Here is a 20541-nt window from a genome sequence, read left to right as displayed (position 1 = left end):
TCTGAAGCACGGCGTAGCGCTTACCTGTTCTCGAACATGTCCATGATCTGCTGCTTCTCCTGCGGCGTGACGGGCGGCGGCGCCAGCCCGGCCGCGCCGGCCGAACCCAGTGCGTCGTTCGCGCTGATCGCGTTCTCCGCCGGGTTGATGTCGACGTTCGCGACGAAGCCGTTGCCCGGCGTGCGATCGGCGTAGTACAGCTCCCCGTCGATCGTGGTCAGGCCGTCCGGCATCGGCATCTGCTGCTCGGGCACGCCGTTCAGCGCGGTGCGCATGTAGTTCACCCAGATCGGCAACGCGAGCTGCGCACCGAATTCGCGGCTACCGAGGCTCTTCGGCTGGTCGAAGCCCATCCACGCGACCGCGACGAGCGACTGCTGGTAGCCGGCGAACCAGCCGTCCTTCGCATCGTTCGTGGTACCCGTCTTGCCCTGCAGGTCGTTGCGGCCCAACGCGTTGGTGCCCGCGCCCGTGCCGGCCGTCGCGACCGAATGCAGCAGGCTGTTCATCACGTACGCGTTGCGGCCTTCGATCGTGCGCGGCGCCGTGCCGCCCGCGACCACCGGCTGCGACTTCTGCAGCGGCTGGCCGCGTGCGTCGTCGACTTCGGCGATCAGGTACGGGTCGACCTTGTACCCGCCGTTCGCGAACACCGCGTAGCCGGTCGCGAGCTGCAGCGGCGTCACGAGGCCCGCGCCGAGCGCCATCGGCAGGTACGGCGGCGTCTTCGCCGGATCGAAGCCGAAGCGCTGTGTCACGTACTGCTGCGCATACTGCGTGCCGATCGACGCGAGGATCCGGATCGACACGAGGTTCTTCGAACGCTGCAGGCCGGTGCGCATCGTCATCGGGCCGTCCGGCTGGTCGTCGTCCTTCGGCTCCCATGCGGTGCCACCCGGCACGCTCGGCGGGAAGTACAGCGGCGCGTCGTTGATCATCGTCGCCGGCCCGAGCCCCTTGTCGAGCGACGCCGAATAGATGAACGGCTTGAACGACGAGCCCGGCTGCCGCCACGCCTGCGTCACGTGGTTGAACTTGCTCTTGTTGAAGTCGAAGCCGCCGACGAGCGAGCGGATCGCACCGTCCTGCGGCGCAATCGCGACGAGCGCGCCTTCGACCTGCGGCAGCTGCACGACCTGCCAGCCCGTCTTGCCGTCCTTCAGCACGCGCACGACCGAGCCCGGCTTGATGCGCAGCGTGTTGTTCGCACGGGCGCCCAGCGCGGCCGCGACGAAACGCAGCCCGGCCGGGCCGATCGTCGTGGTCGCCCCGCCGACGAACTGCACCTCGACCGCGTTCGGCGACGCCGACAGCACGACCGCCGACTGCAGGTCGCCGTTGTCCGGGTGATCGGCGAGCGCATCGTCGATCGCCTCGTCGCGTTCGTCGCCGGCCGCGGGCAGGTTGATCGATGCCTCGGGGCCGCGATAGCCGTGGCGGCGCTCGTAGTCGAGAATGCCGCGACGCACGGCCTGGTACGCGGCTTCCTGGTCGGCCGAGTTGATCGTCGTCGTGACGGTCAGCCCGCGCGTATAGGTTTCGTCCTTGTACTGCTGGTACATCATCTGCCGCACCATCTCGGCGACGTACTCGCCGTGCACCGCGTACTGGTTGCCCGGCGTGCGCACGTGGATCTCTTCCTTGATCGCTTCGTCGTACTGCGGCTGCGTGATGTAGCCGATGTCGAGCATGCGCTTCAGGATGTATTCCTGACGCACCTTCGCGCGCTTCGGATTGACGACCGGGTTATACGCGGACGGCGCCTTCGGCAGCCCCGCGAGCATCGCCGCTTCCGCGAGCGTGATGTCCTTCAGGTCCTTGCCGAAGTACACGCGCGCCGCGGCCGCGAAACCGTACGATCGCTGACCGAGATAGATCTGGTTCATGTACAGCTCGAGGATCTGGTCCTTCGTCAGGGCCTTCTCGATCTTGTACGCGAGCAGCATTTCGTAGATCTTGCGCGTGTAGGTCTTCTCGCTCGACAGGAAGAAGTTGCGCGCGACCTGCATCGTGATCGTGCTCGCGCCCTGGCGCGCGCCGCCGTGCATCAGGTCGGCCACGCCCGCGCGCAGGATGCCGACGAAATCGACGCCGCCGTGCTCGTAGAAGCGGTAGTCCTCGATCGCGAGCACGGCCTTCTTCATCACGTCGGGAATATCCTGGAAGCGCACGAGGCTGCGGCGCTCCTCGCCGAACTCGCCGATCAGCACGTGGTCGGCGGTGAACACGCGCAGCGGCACCTTCGGCTGGTAGTTCGTCAGCGCGTCGAGCGACGGCAGTTGCGGCGCCATCACGACCAGCGCGTAGCCGACGATCAGCGCGCCGACCACCGCCAGGGTCGCGAACAAGCCGACGAACCACAGCGCGACGCGCGAGCCGAACGTACGGCGGCGCCCTCCGCCACCGCCGCTGCGCTGCTGCGCGCGGCGGCCGTCGTCGCGATCGTCGTCATCGGGGTAATAGGCTCCGGACGGCGAACGGCGCAGCGTGTAGTGGGGCTCGTTCCTGTCGGAAGAAGAAGGCGGTCGTTTGATAATTGGCATGTCGGAATGGCGGGCGTACGTGGCGCCCTCGGACGCATGCGGAAATGCAAGCGGATGAATCAGAGTGGGTGCATCGAGATGCGGCTGTCACGTCGACAGACCCCACCGCGCGGCGATCCGTTCCCGCGACGTGACAGCGCATTTTAATGAAATCGCCCGGGGGCCTTCGCGATTTTTTGTAAAAATTCCCGCAATGCCGTGATTTGCGGAACGTATTGTCGGCATCCTCGGCCTATGATGGACACGCGATACGGCGCGCGCGGGCATTTTTCTTTCAGTCGCGAAAGGTTTGGCGTCCTGATGCGTGCGCCGCTTGAACTCGCGCGTTTAAGCCGTATTTAAGTGAACCGGTGGTGTAATATCCGCCGGCTCACGCGGGCCGGAACCGGCTCGCGACGGGCATTGCCGCGGTCACGCGGCGCCTTTCAACCACGGAGGATTTCATGTCGCTTTTCGACTCTATTTCGCGCACGATCAAAGGCCTGCTGAACGATGCGGCCGATTCGGTACAGGATCCGTCGCGCGACGCACGGCAGATCGTGCGGGAGCTCGACGACAGCATCGGCCGTGCCGAGAATTCGCTGATCGAGATCGAGGCACAGGTCGCGACCCAGCGCAGCAAGCGCGATGCGGCCGACGACAAGGTCAGGAAGTACGAGGACGGCGCGAAGCGCGCGCTGCAGGGCGGCGACGAAGCGCTTGCGCGCGAGGCGCTCGCGGCGCAGTCGAACGCGGAAGCCGAGCGCGATGCGCTCGCGGCCGAACTGACGACGCTCGAGCCGTCGGTCGACAAGCTGAAGGGGCAGATCGCCGACATGCGCCAGCGCCGCAACGACCTGAATGCGCGCTCGAACATCCTGCAGGCCAAGCAGGAAATCGCGCAGGCGAAGGACGTGGCCGCCAGCGCGCTGGGCGGCATCGGCGGCAAGAACCTGTCCGAGGACTTCCAGAAGCTCGAGGACAAGGTCGCGTTGCAGAACGCGCGCTCGGACGCGCGCCTCAACTCGGCCGACACGTCGAGCGGCAAGGCGCTCGACGACAAGCTCGCCGCGCTGAACAAGGGCCCGTCGGTGGAAGATCGCCTCGCCGCGCTGAAGAAGCAGCTCGATACGCCCGCGCAGTAACCGCCATCGCGGGCCACCGCGCCGCGCCCCGGCCCGGGCGCGCGGCGCGAACCGATCGTCAGGAGACGGGCGCCTGCGCCCGGTTCGACCATGAAGAAATCTCTCGCCGCACTCGGCCTCTCGCTGATGTTGCTGTCGTCCGCCGCGTTCGCGGTACCGTCGCTGCAGCAGGTCGAGCAGTCGATCGCGCAGCGTGACTGGCAACGCGCCGACACGCAGCTGTCGCAAGTCATCGACGCCCATCCGAACAACGCGCACGCGCGCTACCTGTATGCGCAGGTGCTGGACCGCGAAGGCCGCGCGTCCGATGCGCTCGTGCAACTGCAGCGCGCGAAATCGCTCGATCCGCAACTGCGCTTCACCGACGCGTCGCGTTTCGCGCAAACGGAGTCGCGCATTCGCGCCGACGCCGCGCGCGTGAGCGGCAACACGCCGTCGGCCACGCAGGCCGGCACGCTGCAGCCGGGGCTCGCCCCCGCCGTCGCGCCGGCCGAAAAACACGGCCCGTCGACCGGCATGTGGATCGGCCTCGGGCTGATCGTCGCCGTGATCGCGCTGGTGCTGCGCTGGACGCTGCGGCGCGCGCGCACGGCCGACAACGGCCGCGCCGACGACGAACGCCGCACGCAGCTCAAGCGCGCGACCGACGTGCTGAACGACATCCGGCCGCTCAAGCTCGATGCGAAGCTGTCGACGGCGCCGGGCGCCGCGGCGCTGACCGGCGAACTCGAAGCGATCGAGAACGACGCGCGTACGCTCGTCGAAACGCTGTCGAACGGCAAGAATCCGGTGCCGCCGTATCGCGTCGACGAACTCGAACAGCGTCACGCCAGCGTGAAGGCGCGCGTCGAGGGCCGCCCCGACCCGGCCGCGCAGCCCGCGGCGCCGACGAACGGCAGCGGCTCCGTGTACGCGCAGGAAGCCGATCGCGTGACGGGCGCCCAGGGCCAGCCCTATCAGCAGCAGCCCTACCCGCCGCAACAACCCTATCCGCAACAGCAGCCGCCCGTCGTGATCCAGCAAGGCGGCGGTTTCGGCGGCGGGATGGGCGGACTGCTGACCGGCGTGCTGCTCGGCCAGGCGATGTCCGGCGGCCGCGATCGCGTGGTCGAACACGACGTGATCGTCGACGGCGAGCGCCGCCGGCAGGAAGCCGACCCGGGCTTCGACCTCGGCCGCGGCGACGATTCGAACTGGAGCGACGGCAACGGCGGTGGCGGGATGGACCTCGGCAGCAACGACGACGGCTGGACCGACGACAACACCTGAGCCCCTGCCCACCGGGCGTCGACGTGCATGTCGACGCCCTGACACGCACGCCACGCCCCGTTGCATGACCGGCCGCGCCGACGCGCGGATTTGTCAATCATTTCAAGATGGACTACCGGCAATGGGGCACGTTCGCTATCATGCGGCCATCGGCGTGCCACCGACCCTGATTCGACGCAAAGCAATCCTGCGCGTCGCGGCACGCCTCCTCTCGCCCCCAACCAGGAGAAAGCCGCTCATGAGCATCATCAAGGAATTCAAGGAGTTCGCCGTCAAGGGCAACGTGATGGATCTCGCCGTCGGCGTGATCATCGGCGGCGCGTTCTCGAAAATCGTCGACTCGGTCGTGAAAGACCTCATCATGCCGGTCATCGGTGTGCTGACCGGCGGTCTGGATTTCTCGAACAAGTTCGTTCTGCTCGGCACCATCCCCCCGACGTTCAAGGGTAATCCCGACTCGTTCAAGGACCTGCAGGCCGCAGGCGTCGCCGCATTCGGCTACGGCTCGTTCATCACCGTGGCGATCAATTTCGTTATCCTCGCGTTCATCATTTTCCTGATGGTGAAATTCATCAACAAACTGCGCAAGCCGGAAGAAGCCGCGCCGGCCGCGACGCCGGAAGACACCGTGCTGCTGCGCGAGATCCGCGATTCGCTCAAGCAGCGCTGATCGCCACGCGCTCCGCCCCCCAGGCCCGCCTCGTGCGGGCCTTTTTATTGCGTACACGATGCACCGCCGCATGCGGCCCATCTCATTTTTTTGTGACGAGCGAATGCACGCGCGGGAAAAGCAGGTCTATGATGGAGACTAAACGACAGTACGGGCGCCAAGACGCTGGCTGTGTCGATCATGGCGAGCAGGTCGACGGGAGACATTGATCGTCGTACTGCACGAATGCAGCATTTTCGTGTGCTATAAAGGATCGACATGCGGCGTACATAGCCGGGAGTGGGTCGCATGAAAGTGCCGCATTTCTTGCAATTGTTTTTGAGGCGAGTGTTTATGTCCTTCCCGAAAAAACGTCGGCGTGCGCCGCAGGATGGCCAGGAGTCGTTCCTCGCGGTCCTGCGTCACTCGAAACCGTTTGCCCAGCTCGACACCAAGATTGCCCGCGCCCGCGCGCAGGACGAACCCGTCCTCTATGCGCATGTGCTGCCCGGCCTCGACGTGCTCCTGTGCAGCGTGCGCGGCGCACAGCCGCCTTATCCGGCCATCGCCGAATTGCGCAAGCGCTGCATCGAATCGATCGCCAACGCGCTCGAGCAGCCGCTCGACGGCCTCGAGAACGGCGGATACTGGTACGAAGCAAACGGCTTCGGCTTCCTCGTCTTCGCGAGCCGCGCCCGTGCGCGCATCCTGCCCGAGTTTGGTGCAGGCACGAAAGCGAGCCTGCGCGGCGGCCTCGGCCGCCAGAACGCGGGCGACACGACACCCCGCTCGCTCGGCTGATCCGCCAGTCATTCGATGGGCCGCCTTTGGGCGGCCCATCTGCCATTCACACGCTCCGCTTGCCCGTCACGACACCTGTTGACGGCCGTTGTTCGGCCGCACGATGTCGATAAACGCGGCGAAATCGGCGCCGGCGAGCCCCTGTGCCGCGCCGAGCCTCAGCACCTGCTGCACGGCGGCCGACACGGGCATCACCGCGCCCGTGTCGCGCGCGGCGTCGGCGATGGCATCGACATCCTTCTGGAACGTCGCGAGCGCGCCGATCGGCGGATGCCCGCCCGACGTCATGCGCGGCACGAACGTCTGCAGCAGCACCGAATCGGCCCAGCCGCCGGCCAGTGCCTCGGCCAGACGCGCGGCGTCGATGCCGCTCGCCTGCGCGAGGCCGACCGCCTCGGCGATCGCGGTGACCGTCGCGGTCACGATCGCCTGATTGCACAGCTTCGCCGTCTGGCCCGCGCCCGCGTCGCCCATGTGCGTGATGCGCGACGCGTACGTATCGATCAGCGGGCGCACCGCGTCGAGATCGGCCGCGCGGCCGCCGGCCATCACCGCGAGCGTGCCGGCCTGCGCGCCCGGCACGCCGCCGGACACCGGCGCATCGACCCAGCCGACCCCGAGCGCCGCCGCGCGCGCCGCGTAGTCGCGCGTGGCGGCAGGCGGAATGCTCGAATGATCGACGATGCGCTGCAGGCGACGCGCATTCGCGCCACCGGAAAGCAGCCCGTGCTCGCCGAACACGACGTCGCCGACCGCACGACCGTCGAGCACGCACACGAATACCGTATCGACGCGCTCGGCCAGCTCGCGCGGCGTGCCGACTACCTGCGCGCCGTCCTTCACGAGCGCCTCGGCCTTCTCGCGCGAGCGATTCCACACGCTGACGCGATGCCCGGCCGCCAGCAAATGCCGAATCATCGGCGCGCCCATCAATCCCGGTCCGCAAAATCCGACTTCCACGATGTTCCTCGTCTCCGATATGGGTTGCACTTGCCGCCCATCATACCTATCACTCAAGAAGCCGGGCACGCACGGCGCCGTTGCGCGCGCGCGCCTTGCACCGGCCCATCATGCGAACGTCCCAGGGAGGCATCATGAGCGACCACGTGTACAAGATGATCGAACTGACCGGCTCGTCGCGGCAATCGAGCGACGACGCGATTCGCAACGCGATCTCGAAAGCCGGCAAGACGCTGCACAACCTGCACTGGTTCCAGGTGACCGAAACGCGCGGTCACATCGAAGGCGACCAGGTCGTGCACTGGCAGGTCACGCTGAAGGTCGGCATGCGCATCGACGACTGACGCGCGCACCGCCGCACCCGCCGCGCCGCGATCCGGATCCGCGCAAGGCGGAGCCGTGCGGCGCCGCGCGCCCCGCATTGCATCCCGTTCGGGCCCCTTGTCGCGGCCCGGCCGCCGCGTGCCTGCGGGTATCCATCTCTTGACGCTGATTTTCGTTCATATTAAAAACGATATACCCCACCTGCCCCTCGATCAGCCCAGCCATATAAACCGGAGATAACATGAGTCAGCAACGCGAGGCGATCGACACGTACCTCTTGCGCGTCTTGCATACCTTGTTGATGGAGCGCAGCGTCACACGCGCGGCCGTCAAACTGAACCAGTCGCAACCGGCGATCAGCGCCGCGCTGCGGCGCCTGCGCGACATCACCGGCGACCCGCTGCTGGTGCGCGGCAAATCCGGCATGGTGCCGACCGAATACGGGCTGCGCCTGCTCGAGCCCGTGCAGAACGCGCTGCGTGAAATCGAGCGCATCAAGTTCCAGCAGCACAACTTCGATCCGGCCACGTCGATCCGCTGCTACCGGATCGGCTGCCCCGACTACCTGAACGTGCTGTTCGTCCCGACCGTCGTCGAACGCTTCCGCCAGGCCGCGCCGAATGCGACGCTCGAGTTCCATTCGCTCGGCCCCGCGTTCGACTACGAGCTCGCGCTGGAAGACGGCAAGCTCGACATCGTCGTCGGCAACTGGCCCGAGCCGCCCGAGCAACTGCACCTGTCGAACCTGTTCGTCGACGAAATCGTCTGCCTGATGAGCAATACGCACCCGTTCGCGAAGCGCGGCGGGCTCACGCTCGACCAGTACCTGAACGCACCGCACCTCGCGCCGACGCCGTACTCGGTCGGCCAGCGCGGCGCGATCGACGTGCATCTCGCGCGCGAGCGGCTCAAGCGCCACGTGGTCGTCACGCTGCCGTACTTCAACCTCGCGCCGTACGTGCTCGTGAAGTCGGACCTGATCTTCACGACCACGCGGCTGTTCGCCGATCACTACGCGAAGTTCCTTCCGCTGTCCGTCGTGCCGGCGCCGCTCGACTTCCCGCCGATGCAGTACTACCAGCTGTGGCACGAACGCTGCCATTACTCCGACGAAGTGCGCTGGCTGCGCAGCCTCGTCGCCGAAGCCACCCGCACGCTGATCGAGCCGTAACGGCCTGCACGCGCCCGCGCTTTCACGGCGCGGGGCGACGATGGCCGGGGGCGGCGCGCCCGGCCTGGCCGCCGCCGCGCGGCTTCAGCGCCGCTTCAGCGCGATGCCTCGACGAGTGCGTGCGCGAGCGCATTGTGACGCTCGATCACGGGCGGCAGATCGAGCGTCGCCAGCCGCCCTTCCCGCACCACCACCTTCCCGTTCACCACCGTGTACGCCGTCTGCGACGGCGCGCAGAACACGAGCGCCGCGACCGGATCGTGCAACGCGCCCGCGAACAGCGGCTGCCGCAGGTCGAACGCGGCGAAATCCGCGGCCATGCCGGGTTTCAGCGCGCCGATGTCGTCGCGGTTCAGCACCTTCGCGCCGCCGAGCGTCGCGATCTCGAGCGCTTCGCGCGCGGTCATCGCATCGGGCCCGAAGCCGACCCGCTGCAGCAGCAGCGCCTGGCGCACTTCCGCCACCATCTGCGCACCGTCGTTCGACGCGGAACCGTCGACGCCAAGCCCGACCGGCACGCCCGCGAGCCGCATCTTCTTCACGGGCGCGATGCCGGACGCGAGCCGCATGTTCGAACACGGACAGTGCGCGACGCCCGTGCCGGTACGCGCGAACAGGCCGATGCCCGCATCGTCGAGCTGCACGCAGTGCGCATGCCACACGTCGTGGCCGACCCAGCCGAGATCTTCCGCATATTCGGCAGGCGTCATCCCGAACTTCTCGCGGCTGTACGCGATGTCGTTGACGTTCTCCGCGAGGTGCGTGTGCAGCGACACGCCGTATTCGCGCGCCAGCACGGCCGCGTCGCGCATCAGCTCGCGGCTCACCGAGAACGGCGAGCACGGTGCGACCACCACGCGCAGCATCGCGTAGCGGCCTTCGTCGTGATAGGTCTCGATCAGGCGCTGCGCGTCGCGCAGGATGTCGGGTTCGCGCTCGACGACCGAATCGGGCGGCAGCCCGCCGTCGCGCTGGCCGACGCTCATCGCGCCGCGGCTCGCGTGAAAGCGCATGCCGATCCGCTGCGCGGCGCCGATGCTGTCGTCGAGCCGGCTGCCGTTCGGGTAGATGTACAGATGGTCGCTCGACGTCGTGCAGCCCGACTGCAGCAGCTCGGCCATCGCGGTGAGCGTCGACACCTCGATCATCTCGGGCGTCAGGTGCGCCCAGATCCGGTACAGGTTCGTGAGCCAGCCGAACAGCTCGGCGTTCTGCGCGGCCGGCACCGCGCGCGTGAGGCTCTGGTACATGTGGTGGTGCGTGTTCACGAGCCCCGGGATCACGAGGTGGCCGCGCAGGTCGAGCACTTCGTCGGCCGTGTCCGGCAGCTCGGCGCTCGGGCCGACCGCGACGATCCGGTTGTCTTCGATGTAGAGCCCTGCGTCGCGCAGCTCGCGACGCGTGTCGTCCATGGTCACGAGCACGTCGGCGTGCTTGACCAGCAGGGTCGTCGGGCGGGATGAGGAGTGGTTCGGCGCGCGTGCGCCAGCGTGCTGCTCGAGATTCATGCGTTCTCCGCGTCGGTCTGCCTCCAGGGGCTGTCCTGGAGGCGGTCACACAGCCGTTCGAACGCTGAATCGCGGCACGCCCCGGTGCCTGCGTCCGTTCGAACGCCCTGGCCCGGTTACCCGGCGTGCTCGCCGTCTTCGGGGTACGCGCGGGCCACGGGCCGACGCGCACGGCGGGAGGATCGCCCAAGCGCGCGCCGCACACAATGCGCGATCCGGAATACCGCCCTTCAGGGATTCGGTATGGTACGCCGCCCGCCGCCCTGCCGGGCGCCCGCAACCGCCGCTCGAAGCCCTATCCGGCGGGCCGTCGACAGCCGCTCATGCGCGGCGCATTATCTTTGATATCGCGCCCGTATTTGCGTGGGGAACCTTTTTACAATGCCTGCACGGCGCTCGCTTCACTCTCGCCGACGGGTATGTAGCCACGTGACGTGGAGCCTCGATCCGCCGCACAGTCATGGATCGAGCCGCCGCCGAACCTCGCATTCACACAAGGAACAACGAATGGGAAAGCTCACTACCCACGTACTCGATACGGCGCACGGCCGTCCCGGCGCCGCCATCAAGGTGGACCTCTACGCGCTGGACGGCGAATCGCGCCGCGCGATCAAGACCGTGCTGACCAATAGCGACGGCCGCTGCGACGAACCCCTGCTCGAAGGCGCGGCGCTCGCCGCCGGCGAATACGAACTCGTATTCCATGCCGGCGACTACTTCGCGGCGCTCGGCGTGAAGGTGCCCGAACCCCGCTTCGTCGACCGCGTCGTGCTCCGCTTCGGCATCGCCGACACCGCATCGCACTACCACGTGCCACTGCTCGTGTCGCCGTGGTCGTACAGCACCTATCGCGGCAGCTGACATACGCATCAGCGCCCGCATCAAGACAAAATCTGAGTCTGGAGGAGTTTCATGGAAGGCTTCATCACCGACTGGCTGAACCTCGCGCTGCGATGGCTGCACGTCATCGTCGCGATTGCGTGGATCGGCGAGTCGTTCTATTTCGTCGCGCTCGACAACAGCCTGAAACCGCCGACCGACCCGAACCAGCGCAAGCGCGGCGTGTTCGGCGAGCTGTGGCACGTCCACGGCGGCGGCTTCTACAACATGCAGAAGTACACGGTCGCCCCGCCGGAAATGCCGGATGACCTGCACTGGTCGAAGTGGCCGTCGTACACGACGTGGCTGTCGGGCTTCACGCTGTTCTTCGTGCTGTACCTGCTCGCCCCGAACACGTACCTGATCGACAAGAACGTGCTCGACATGGGCCCGGTCGTCGCCGTCGCGTCCGCGCTCGGCTTCCTCGCCGCCGGCTGGATCGTCTACGACTCGCTGTGCCGCATCCTCGGCACCAACGACCGCGTGCTGGGCATCTGCGTCGGCCTGTACGTCGTCGTCGCGGCGTACCTCGCGTGCCACATCTTCTCGGGCCGTGCCGCCTACCTGATCGTCGGCGCGATGCTCGCGACGATCATGTCGGCGAACGTGTTCTTCGTGATCATCCCCGGCCAGCGCAAGATGGTCGACAAGATGCTCAAGGGCGAAGAGCCGAACCCGATCTACGGCAAGCGCGGCAAGCAGCGTTCGGTGCACAACACGTACTTCACGCTGCCGGTCGTGTTCGCGATGCTGTCGAACCACTATGCGATGACGTACACGAACAAGTTCAACTGGGTCGTGCTCGTGCTGATCATGCTGGCCGGCGCCCTGATTCGCCAGTTCTTCGTGATGCGTCACCGCGGCAAGCAGCTGTGGTACCTGCCGATCGGCGGCGTCGCGCTGCTGTCGGGCGCGCTGGTGTGGACGATGCCGAAGCCGGTCGCACCGGAAGCGCAAGCGGCCAACGCACCGAAGATCGTGATCAACGACATCATGCCGATCCTGCAGCAGCGCTGCGTCGAGTGCCACTCGGCCAAGCCGACGCTGATGGGCAGCGCGCCCGCGGGCGTGATGTTCGATACGCCGGACGAAGTGTCGAAGAACGCGCAGCGCATCTACGACCAGGCCGTGCGCCTGAAGGCGATGCCGATCGGCAACGTCACGCACATGACCGACGACGAGCGGACCAAGCTCGCCGCCTGGTTCGAGGGCGGCGCGGTCAAGTAAGCCGCCCGGCGCCGGCACGGTCATGCGCCGGCGCCATCCTCTCCGTTCGCGGGCCCGGTCACGGGCCCGTTTTTTTGCCCGCTCAGAATGCCCTGCGCGCGTCAGCCGCGCATCGCGTCGCGCTGCAGTGCGACGAGTGCATCGCGGGCGCGCGGGCCGTCGTCGAACGGCACGAAGATGTGATCGTGGTACGCGGCGGCCATCACGTTGCAACTGATGCCGGCCGCACCGAGCGCGCGTGCGAACGCGGCCGTGAGGCCGACGGCCGCGAGGTCGGAATGCACGGTGAGCGTGATCCAGGCGGCGCGGAACAGCACCGGCCAGCCGCGCCGGGCGGCCGTCTGCTCGTCGACCACGACCGTCAGCCCTTCCGCTTCGCGGAACGTCGCGATCACGTCGGATACCGATACGTCGGCGTCGTGCGGCAGCGCGATGAACGCGAACGCGCCCGGATGCAGTTCGGGCCGCATCGTGCGCAGCAGGACCGCGAGGTCGTTTTCAGGCTGGCTCATCGGAAGATCGCGCCCGGAAGCGGGCGTCGTGCAGTGGCGCTGCGGGCACGATAGCACGCGCTACACGCGCACCGTCGCGACTTCGTCCGCGAGCCAGCCGCGCAACGCGACGATGCGCGGATCATCCTGCAGGTGCGCCGGATATACGACGTGATACGCGAGCGCCGGCGCCACGTCGACGCTCACGTCGAACAGCCGCACGAGGCGCCCGTCCGCGAGATCGCGCACGATCATGTGCGGCTCGGCCAGCCCGACCGCCGCGCCGTCCGCCACGGCCTGCACGACGTGGCTGGAATCCGGAAACGCGACGCACCGGCTGTCGTCGAAACCTGCGACCCCGGCTGCCGTCATCCATGCCGACCAGCGCGGCCAGCGCACGCCGTCGACTTCGCAGTCGGCGTGGCACAGCGTGTAGCGCAGCAGGTCGCGCGGCACGCGCGGCGGCTGCCCGGCCGACAGCAGCGCCGGGCTGCAGACCGCGACGACCGACGTGCCGAACAGGCGCTGCGCACCTGCATCGCGGTAACGCCCGGTGCCGAAGCGGATCGCGACGTCCACATCGTCGTCGGCGAAATCGCGCAGGCGATCGGTGATGTCGAACGTGAGTTCGAGCGCGGGATGGGCGGCCCTGAAACGCGGCAGGCGCGGCAGCAGCCAGTGCGTCGCGAAGCGTGCGCCGACCGACACGCGCAGTTCGGTCTGCTCGCGCGCGAGGCGGCGCGCCCGTGCGGTCGCACGTTGCAGGCCCGCCAGCGCGTCGGCGGCCGCGCCGGCCAGCACGACGCCGGCGGGCGTCAGCCGGATGCTGCGGCTCGTACGGACGAACAGGTCCATGCCGAGTTGCGCTTCGATTTCCTTGATCTGGTGACTGACGGCGGCCGGCGTCAACCCGACCTCGTCGGCCGCCCGCGAGAAATTCAGGTGCCGCGCCGCTGCATCGAACGTCCTCAGCGCGCGCGTACCGGGCCACATGCGTTCCATCGATCTTCAAAAGGAATTTGATGACCGTCCGAAAACTACTCGTTTTTCATGACGCCATCAATGAGCAAACAATAGCCGTTCTTGAAGATGCCGCGCGCCGCCCCGTGCCCGCGGCCGAACCCGGAGATTTGCCGATGACCGCCGTATCGTTCCCGTCCGTCACTCAACTCAACGGCACGACCACCGCGCCGGATGCACTCGCCGCGCTGGCCTTCGCGGGCCACGCGCATTTCACCGCGATGCAGGTCCGCGACGGGCGCGTGCGCGGCCTCGACCTGCATCTCGCCCGGCTGCGCGAAGCATCGAATGCACTGTTCGGGCAGGCGCTGCCCGACGCACGAATGCGCACGTTCCTGCACGCCGCGCTCGAGCACGCGCCATCGGCGCTGTCGCTGACCGCGACCGTTCATGCGACGAGCGGCGAATTCGTCGCGCCGCGCGCCGATGAAACGCTCGACGTGCTGGTGCGCACCGCGGCGCCGTCGTCGGGGCCCGCAGGCCCACTCGATCTCGCGCTGTTCGACTACGAGCGCGTGCTGCCGGCGATCAAGCACGTCGGCGAAGTCGCGAAAACGCACTTTCTGCGCCGCGCGGTCTCACTGGATTTCGACGATGCGGCGTTCATCGATCGCCACGGGCGCATCAGCGAAGGCTCGATCTGGAATCTGGCGTTCTGGACCGGCGACGCGGTCGTGTGGCCGGTGGCCGGCATGCTCGGCGGTGTCACGATGGGCATCCTGCGGCGGCAACTGGCACGCCTCGGCGTCGCGCAGCACGATCGTGAAGTCAGGCCGGCCGACCTGCCGTCACTGGCCGGCGCCGTCGTGATGAATTCATGGACGCCGGCCATCGCGGTGCGCCGGCTCGGCACGGCGACGCTGCCCGATTCGTCGTCGTTCGTCGCGCTGCTGCATCGCGCGTATGAACACGAGCCGGCCGTCGCGCCGTGATGCACGCCAAGCTGAAACCCAGGCGCCGAATGCTCATGCGTCGCCCGTCTCCGGCAGCCGCGCAATCACCTTGATCTCGAACTGAAACCCATACAGCCAGGTCACGCCGACGGCGGTCAGCGTCGGATGCGGTGCGTCGCCCCAGTATTCGGGCACGATCTCCCAGACCCGCTTGAACGTCGCTTCGGGATCGACGAGGAACACCGTCACGTCGACGACGTCGTCGAACGTGCAGCCGGCCGCGCGCAGCACCGCATTCAGGTTGTCGAACGCACGGCGCACCTGCGCGCCCAGTTCCGGCTCGGGCGAGCCGTCCTCGCGGCTGCCCACCTGCCCGGATACGAACAGGAAGCCGTTCGCGCGCAGCGCCGGCGAATAACGGTTGCGGTCGTACAGCGCCTGGCGACCCGGCGGAAAAACTGCGCTACGCTTTGCCATTCGACACCTCCATCGGTCTTGGGCGGCATGCCCGTGCTCAACGATGAAGGCACTTTAAGGACCGTTGCGCGGCGGATAAACCGGCAACCCTGTCCAACACTGTTTGCACATCCCAAACAATCCTGCGACCGACGCGGAGCCCCGACCCGATGGATCGATTCGACGCAATGCAGGCGTTCGCCCGCGTGGTGGAAGCCGGCAGCTTCACGAAGGCAGCCGACACGCTGCACATGAGCCGCACCACCGTCACGCAACTGGTGCAGCAGCTCGAAGCGCGGCTGCGCGTGAAGCTGTTCAACCGCACGACCCGCAAGGTCGTCGTCACGGCCGACGGCGCCGCGTACTACGAACGTGTCGTGCGGCTGCTGGCCGACATGGACGATGCCGAAACGAGCCTGTCCGCGGCGTCGGCGTCGCCGCGCGGGCGGCTGCGGGTGGACGTGCCGAGCCCGTTCGCGCGCCTGATCCTGATCCCCGCGCTACCCGCGTTTCATGCGCGCCATCCGGACATCCAGCTCGACATGGGCGTGAGCGACCGCGTGGTCGACGTGATCGGCGAGAACGTCGATTGCGTCGTGCGCGGCGGCGAGCTGACCGACCGCTCGCTGGTCGCGCGCCACATCGGCGACCTGCGGCTCGGCGTGTACGCATCGCCCGCCTATCTCGCGCGCGCCGGCACGCCGTCGCATCCGGCCGAACTGGACGACGCGCATCATCGCGTCGTGGGCTTTCTGTGGGCGCGCACCGGCAAGACGCTGCCGTTCGCGATGGCATGCGACGGCGAGCAGGTCCACGTGCGTGGGCGCTACGTGCTCGCGGTCGACGACGGCAATGCGTACCTCGCAGCCGGCCTCGCGGGGCTCGGCATCCTGTGGCTGCCCGACTACATGGCCGCCGCGTATCGCGCGAACGGCGAACTGGTGCCGCTGTTCGCGCAATGGCAACTCGAACCGATGCCGATGTACGTCGCCTTCCCGCCGAACCGGCACGTCAGCGCGAAGCTGCGCGTGTTCGTCGACTGGGTGGCCGAGCTGATGGCGCAGCATGCGCCGGTCGCCAGCCGGCGGCGCGGCGGCCAGGGTTCGCGCGCGATGCGCCAGTCCTCGTCCATCTGATTCGCGCGCAGGCGAGCGTCCATGAAAAAACCCGCGCAGGCCGCGCGGGTTTCGACGGGAGGACGATCGGATCGGCCTGACTCAGGCCGTCACCGCATCCAGTGCATCCTCGGTGAGCCACAGCGATTCCGGCAGATCCTGCTCGTTCAGGTTCAGGCCGTCGCCGCCGCGATCGACGACGATGAAGTCGCTGACGCCGCCGAGCGCGATCAGCGGGTGATGCCACACGCCCTTCGCGTAGTTGACGCCCTGCCAGCCGCTCGTCACGAACGCACGGATCTTCGCCGGGTCGAGATCGCCCGCGGGCGCGACGACGATGAGATACGGCTGGTCGTTCAGCGGCACGAACGCCTGGCTGCCGAGCGGGTGCCGCTCCAGCATCTTCACTTCGAACGGCAGCGTGCGCGGCTGGCCGCGGAACAGGTTGACGAGCGTGCGGCCGCCTTCATCGGTCACGTCGACTTTCGCGAGATCGTGAAAGCGGATCGTCGTGCCGAGGTTGATCGGGATCTGCTTCGCCCCTTCCGTTTCGATCACGTCGCCGAACGGCGCGAAGGCTTCCTTGGTCAGCGGTTCGATGGCAAGCGTCTTCATTTGTCGAGCGTCCCCCACAGACGCAGGCGCGACACGCCGCCGTCCGGAATGATGTTCAGTCGCACGTGCGTGACGGGGCCGAGCGACGCGATGTCCTGTTCGAAGTAGTGCTGCTTGTCCATCTGCAGCTTCTGTTCGCCGAGCAGCACCGGCCAGAACATCGACTGCGTGATCAGCGAGCTGTCCGTGCCGCCCGACACGTACGCGGCCTGGATCGAGCAGCGATCCGGATAGTTGCCCTTGAAGAACGCGGTATCGACTTCGATCTTGCGGATCACGCCCGGCTGCGCGAGCGCGATGATCGCCCAGTCGTTGCCCGGCTCGCGGCGGCGGCGGGTTTCCCAGCCGTCGCCCATGTTCACGCCGCGGCCCGGCAGCAGCAGGTTCGACGCGACGCCGAAGTGCTGGTTGTTCGCGGCCACCACGTAACCGCCGTTTTCCATCGCCGCGAGGTCGAACTGCTCGGTCGCGCTCGCGCCGGCCCAGTCGAGCTGCGGCTGGCCGTACACGCGCAGGCGCGCGATGCCGCCGTCCGGGTAGATGTTCACGCGCAGATGCGTGAACGCCCGTGCGTCGTGCGCTTCGACGTAGTGATGGCTGTTGCCCTGCAGCGTCGTCGACGGCACGATCTCGACCCACTCGGTCGCATGCGTCGGCGCGCCGTCGGCCACGAACGCGGCCTCGATCGACGCGGCCGGCGGGAAGTTGCCGGTGAAATGGCTCGTGTCGATGTCGAAGCCCTTGATCACGCCCGGGCGCGCGAGCTTGACGATGCACCAGTCGTAGCCGGTCGTACGCTTGCGGCGCGTTTCCCAGCCGTCCATCCACTTGCCGTGGTCGTCGTACTTGCCGGGAATGAAGACGGCCGGCTCGGGGTTCAGCATCCGGTCCTTCGGCGCGAAGAAGTCGTCGCTGGCCTCGAGCGCCTGCGCACCGAGACGCGGGTCGGCAAGATTCACGTAGCGCCGCGTGAAATCGGGTGCGTTCGGATCGAGAAGCGGAACAGCCATGATGTTTCCTTGTTTCAGTGAGGCGATCAGGCCGCTGCGACGCAGCAGGCCGTATTGCGGTGTCAGGCGTCGATCAGGTCGTCGAGGCGGAAGCGCGCGATCCGGTAGATCTGGTCGAGGCTCGTGCGCAGTTCCTCGGTGCGCGAATGATTCACGCGCGACTCGAAATTCGCGATGATGCCGTGGCGATCATAACCGCGCACTGCGAGGATGAACGGGAAGCCGAACTTCTCGCGATACGTGCGGTTCAGCGTCAGCAGCTTGTCGAATTCTTCCTGCGTGCACTGGTCGAGGCCTGCGCCGCTCTGTTCGCGGGTCGACTCGGCCGTCAGCTCGCCGCGCACGGCGGCCTTGCCGGCCAGCTCCGGGTGAGCGTTGATCAGCGCGAGCTGGCGCACTTCGCCGCCGTTTTCCACCGCGCCCGACATCGTCTTGTGCAGCGCGTCGATGCTCGCGAACGGCCGCTCGCCCGCGGCGACTTCGGCCACCCACGGCGAATGTTCGAAAATCCCCGACAGCGCCGCGACAAATGCGCTCGGCGCCATCGTGTTCAGTTGCTCCAACGTGTAGCGCATCGCCTTCATGCTTTCCCTTCGTTTCGATGATTGGGCTGATACGGATGATGTTCACGCCAGTGACGCGCGATATCGACACGGCGCGTCACCCATACGCGATCGTGCTTCTCGATGTGATCGAGGAAACGCTGCAGCCCGCGGAACCGGCCCGGCCGGCCGAGCAGTCGGCAGTGCATGCCGATCGACAGCATCTTCGGCGCCTCGTCGCCTTCCGCGTACAGCACGTCGAATGCGTCGCGCAAGTAGTCGAAGAAGTGGTCGCCGGTGTTGAAGCCCTGCGGCGTCGCGAAACGCATGTCGTTCGTGTCGAGCGTGTACGGCACGATCAGTTGCGGCGACGTGCGGCCGCCCGACACTTCGACGTCCATCCAGAACGGCAGGTCGTCGCCGTAGTTGTCGGAGTCGTACAGGAAGCCGCCGTATTCGGCGACCAGGCGGTGCGTATTGGGGCTGTCGCGGCCGGTATACCAGCCGAGCGGGCGCTCGCCCGTCACGCGCTCGATCGCCTCCATCCCGAGGCGCATGTGCTCGGCTTCGAGCTCCGGCGCCATGCTCTGGTAGTGGATCCAGCGCCAGCCGTGGCATGCGATCTCATGGCCGAGCTCGACGAAGGCGCGCGCGAGTTCCGGATGCCGCTCGATCGCCATGCCGACGCCGAATACCGTCAGCGGCAACCCGCGCTTCTCGAATTCGCGCAGGATGCGCCACACGCCGGCCCGCGACCCGTATTCGTAGATCGACTCCATGCTCATGTGGCGGTCCGGATACGCGGCCGCGCCGACGATTTCGGACAGGAACTGCTCGGAGCCCGGATCGCCGTGCAGCACGCAGTTCTCGCCGCCCTCCTCGTAGTTCAGCACGAATTGCACGGCGACGCGGGCGCGCCCCGGCCAGTTCGCCTGAACGGGATGGCGGCCGTAGCCGATCAGGTCGCGAGGATAGTTGGGATCGAGTGACATGGTTCGAAGTGCAACGAAAACGGGCTGAATGAGCGGGCTGAAATAATGGGTTCGCATCGACCGCGCGGTGCCGGAGGCCGGCCGCACAAGCCGATGCGATGACGGCCCAGTGTAGCGAAAAGGTTCATACGCGCCCATACAGCGGCGCAGATAGTGCGTGTCAGACGGTGTGTATGTGCGGTTGCGGCAAATTCGGGACCGGTTCCGCCGCATCCCCGTCCGACGGGCTGAAGCGGGCGAACGCGCCGTCGTAGCGCTTCGGCAGCGGCCGCGCGTAGTCGCCGCGTTTCGCGGTCGCGAGGCGCAGCGCGACCAGCGCCTCGGCCCACTTCACGGCCGCCGTGACGCCCTCGACCACCGGCGCGCCGATCTGCTGCTCGACCTCGTGCGCGAATTCGGCCATCCCCGCGCAGCCGAGCACGATCGCGTCGGCGCCGTCCTCGTCGAGCGCGCGCCGGCATTCGTCGACGATGATCCGGCGCGCGGCCGAGCCGGGCCGGTCGAGTTCGAGCACCGCGACGTCGGTCGCGCGCACGTTGCGGCAGAACCGCTTCATCCCGTAGCGCTCCGCGAGGTGCCACGCCATCCCGCAGGTGCGCGCGAGCGTCGTGACGACCGAGAAGCCCGGCGCGAGCACGCTCGCCGCATGCATCGCGGCCTCGGCGATGCCGATCACCGGCCCGCGCGCGAGCTCGCGCGCGGCGTACAGGCCCGGATCGCCGAAACACGCGATCACGTATGCGTCGCAGCCGTCGCGCTCGCCCTGCGCGATCTCCGCGAGGAGGCCCGGCGTCGCGAGCGCCTCGTCGTAATATCCTTCGATCGACGGCGGCCCCATCGGCGGGCTCACGGCGACGATCTCCGTGCCGGCGGCCGCGACCTCGCGCGCGCAGCGGCCCATCGCGTCGGTCATCCGCTGCGTCGTGTTCGGATTGATCAGTCGGATCTTCAT

The 20541-nt window shown here is 67.6% G+C and carries 21 protein-coding genes; 10 read left to right on the top strand and 11 right to left on the bottom strand.

Annotation, left to right across the window (positions count from 1 at the left end):
- Positions 1-20: 20 nt before the first annotated feature.
- On the bottom strand, positions 21-2543 hold the full coding sequence (locus MMB92_RS09240) for a penicillin-binding protein 1A (RefSeq protein ID WP_006488026.1): 2523 nt from the start codon (positions 2541-2543) through the stop codon (positions 21-23).
- 443 nt (positions 2544-2986) lie between these two features.
- Here MMB92_RS09240 and MMB92_RS09235 point away from each other — a divergent pair, with 443 nt between their 5' ends.
- The 4 genes from MMB92_RS09235 to MMB92_RS09220 all read left to right on the top strand — a co-directional run bounded on the left by MMB92_RS09235 (position 2987) and on the right by MMB92_RS09220 (position 6386).
- Positions 2987-3667, top strand: a complete 681-nt coding sequence (locus tag MMB92_RS09235) for a PspA/IM30 family protein (protein WP_006487987.1) — start codon at positions 2987-2989, stop codon at positions 3665-3667.
- Between the two features lie 90 nt (positions 3668-3757).
- The gene (locus MMB92_RS09230) at positions 3758-4936 is read left to right on the top strand and encodes a tetratricopeptide repeat protein (RefSeq protein ID WP_006495595.1); all 1179 of its coding nucleotides are present in this window, start codon (positions 3758-3760) and stop codon (positions 4934-4936) included.
- 238 nt (positions 4937-5174) lie between these two features.
- Positions 5175-5606, top strand: a complete 432-nt coding sequence (mscL, locus tag MMB92_RS09225) for a large conductance mechanosensitive channel protein MscL (protein ID WP_006487991.1) — start codon at positions 5175-5177, stop codon at positions 5604-5606.
- A 333-nt stretch (positions 5607-5939) separates the two neighbouring features.
- Positions 5940-6386 (top strand): hypothetical protein, encoded by a 447-nt coding sequence (locus MMB92_RS09220; protein WP_006488003.1) that lies wholly within the window; start codon positions 5940-5942, stop codon positions 6384-6386.
- 66 nt (positions 6387-6452) lie between these two features.
- Here the strand turns inward: MMB92_RS09220 and MMB92_RS09215 are convergent, their stop codons facing one another.
- Entirely contained in the window at positions 6453-7346 is an 894-nt protein-coding gene (locus MMB92_RS09215; protein ID WP_062910556.1) for an NAD(P)-dependent oxidoreductase, read from the bottom strand.
- A gap of 134 nt (positions 7347-7480) precedes the next feature.
- Between MMB92_RS09215 and MMB92_RS09210 the strand changes: the two genes are divergently transcribed.
- Together MMB92_RS09210 and MMB92_RS09205 are read left to right on the top strand one after the other, a co-directional pair.
- Positions 7481-7690, top strand: coding sequence for a dodecin (locus tag MMB92_RS09210; protein WP_006493215.1), 210 nt, complete (start codon positions 7481-7483; stop codon positions 7688-7690).
- 221 nt (positions 7691-7911) lie between these two features.
- Positions 7912-8841: a LysR substrate-binding domain-containing protein gene (locus MMB92_RS09205; RefSeq protein ID WP_006490213.1), complete on the top strand. Its 930-nt coding sequence runs from the start codon at positions 7912-7914 to the stop codon at positions 8839-8841.
- Between the two features lie 95 nt (positions 8842-8936).
- Here the strand turns inward: MMB92_RS09205 and MMB92_RS09200 are convergent, their stop codons facing one another.
- Positions 8937-10349 carry an 8-oxoguanine deaminase gene (locus MMB92_RS09200; protein ID WP_062884475.1) on the bottom strand — a complete coding sequence of 471 codons (1413 nt, stop codon included), beginning with the start codon at positions 10347-10349 and terminating at the stop codon, positions 8937-8939.
- A 507-nt stretch (positions 10350-10856) separates the two neighbouring features.
- Here MMB92_RS09200 and uraH point away from each other — a divergent pair.
- Together uraH and MMB92_RS09190 are read left to right on the top strand one after the other, a co-directional pair.
- The gene (uraH, locus tag MMB92_RS09195) at positions 10857-11210 is read left to right on the top strand and encodes a hydroxyisourate hydrolase (RefSeq protein WP_006490200.1); all 354 of its coding nucleotides are present in this window, start codon (positions 10857-10859) and stop codon (positions 11208-11210) included.
- 51 nt (positions 11211-11261) lie between these two features.
- Entirely contained in the window at positions 11262-12455 is a 1194-nt protein-coding gene (locus MMB92_RS09190; RefSeq protein ID WP_006490217.1) for a urate hydroxylase PuuD, read from the top strand.
- A gap of 101 nt (positions 12456-12556) precedes the next feature.
- Here the strand turns inward: MMB92_RS09190 and MMB92_RS09185 are convergent, their stop codons facing one another.
- Positions 12557-12967, bottom strand: coding sequence for an ACT domain-containing protein (locus MMB92_RS09185; protein WP_006495592.1), 411 nt, complete (start codon positions 12965-12967; stop codon positions 12557-12559).
- A gap of 60 nt (positions 12968-13027) precedes the next feature.
- Positions 13028-13948, bottom strand: a complete 921-nt coding sequence (locus MMB92_RS09180; protein ID WP_006490229.1) for a LysR substrate-binding domain-containing protein — start codon at positions 13946-13948, stop codon at positions 13028-13030.
- A 20-nt stretch (positions 13949-13968) separates the two neighbouring features.
- Here MMB92_RS09180 and MMB92_RS09175 point away from each other — a divergent pair, with 20 nt between their 5' ends.
- Positions 13969-14898: an aminotransferase class IV family protein gene (locus MMB92_RS09175; protein WP_058901558.1), complete on the top strand. Its 930-nt coding sequence runs from the start codon at positions 13969-13971 to the stop codon at positions 14896-14898.
- 33 nt (positions 14899-14931) lie between these two features.
- Here MMB92_RS09175 and MMB92_RS09170 read toward each other — a convergent pair whose 3' ends face one another.
- On the bottom strand, positions 14932-15336 hold the full coding sequence (locus tag MMB92_RS09170) for a RidA family protein (RefSeq protein WP_048989279.1): 405 nt from the start codon (positions 15334-15336) through the stop codon (positions 14932-14934).
- Between the two features lie 149 nt (positions 15337-15485).
- On the opposite strand from MMB92_RS09170, the gene MMB92_RS09165 reads away from it, so the two are divergent.
- Complete coding sequence (locus tag MMB92_RS09165) at positions 15486-16451, top strand: LysR family transcriptional regulator (RefSeq protein ID WP_062884474.1); 966 nt, start codon at positions 15486-15488, stop codon at positions 16449-16451.
- 81 nt (positions 16452-16532) lie between these two features.
- On the opposite strand, the gene MMB92_RS09160 is transcribed toward MMB92_RS09165, so the two are convergent.
- The 5 genes from MMB92_RS09160 to MMB92_RS09140 all read right to left on the bottom strand — a co-directional run bounded on the left by MMB92_RS09160 (position 16533) and on the right by MMB92_RS09140 (position 20541).
- A complete protein-coding gene (locus MMB92_RS09160; protein ID WP_062884473.1) occupies positions 16533-17045 on the bottom strand; it encodes an ureidoglycolate lyase in 513 nt (170 codons plus the stop codon).
- Positions 17042-18055, bottom strand: coding sequence for an allantoicase (alc, locus tag MMB92_RS09155; protein WP_006490198.1), 1014 nt, complete (start codon positions 18053-18055; stop codon positions 17042-17044). The genes MMB92_RS09160 and alc overlap by 4 nt, the downstream gene beginning before the upstream one ends.
- Positions 18056-18117: 62 nt before the next feature.
- On the bottom strand, positions 18118-18639 hold the full coding sequence (uraD, locus tag MMB92_RS09150) for a 2-oxo-4-hydroxy-4-carboxy-5-ureidoimidazoline decarboxylase (RefSeq protein ID WP_006490235.1): 522 nt from the start codon (positions 18637-18639) through the stop codon (positions 18118-18120).
- Complete coding sequence (gene puuE / locus MMB92_RS09145) at positions 18636-19589, bottom strand: allantoinase PuuE (RefSeq protein WP_006490231.1); 954 nt, start codon at positions 19587-19589, stop codon at positions 18636-18638. Before puuE ends, uraD begins: the two co-directional genes overlap by 4 nt.
- A 160-nt stretch (positions 19590-19749) precedes the next feature.
- Complete coding sequence (locus tag MMB92_RS09140; RefSeq protein ID WP_058901560.1) at positions 19750-20541, bottom strand: aspartate/glutamate racemase family protein; 792 nt, start codon at positions 20539-20541, stop codon at positions 19750-19752.

It is taken from the genome of Burkholderia sp. IO2 (assembly GCF_029522185.1).
GTDB classification, from domain to species: Bacteria; Pseudomonadota; Gammaproteobacteria; order Burkholderiales; family Burkholderiaceae; genus Burkholderia; species Burkholderia cenocepacia.
This window is presented reverse-complemented; position numbering and strand designations above follow the sequence as displayed.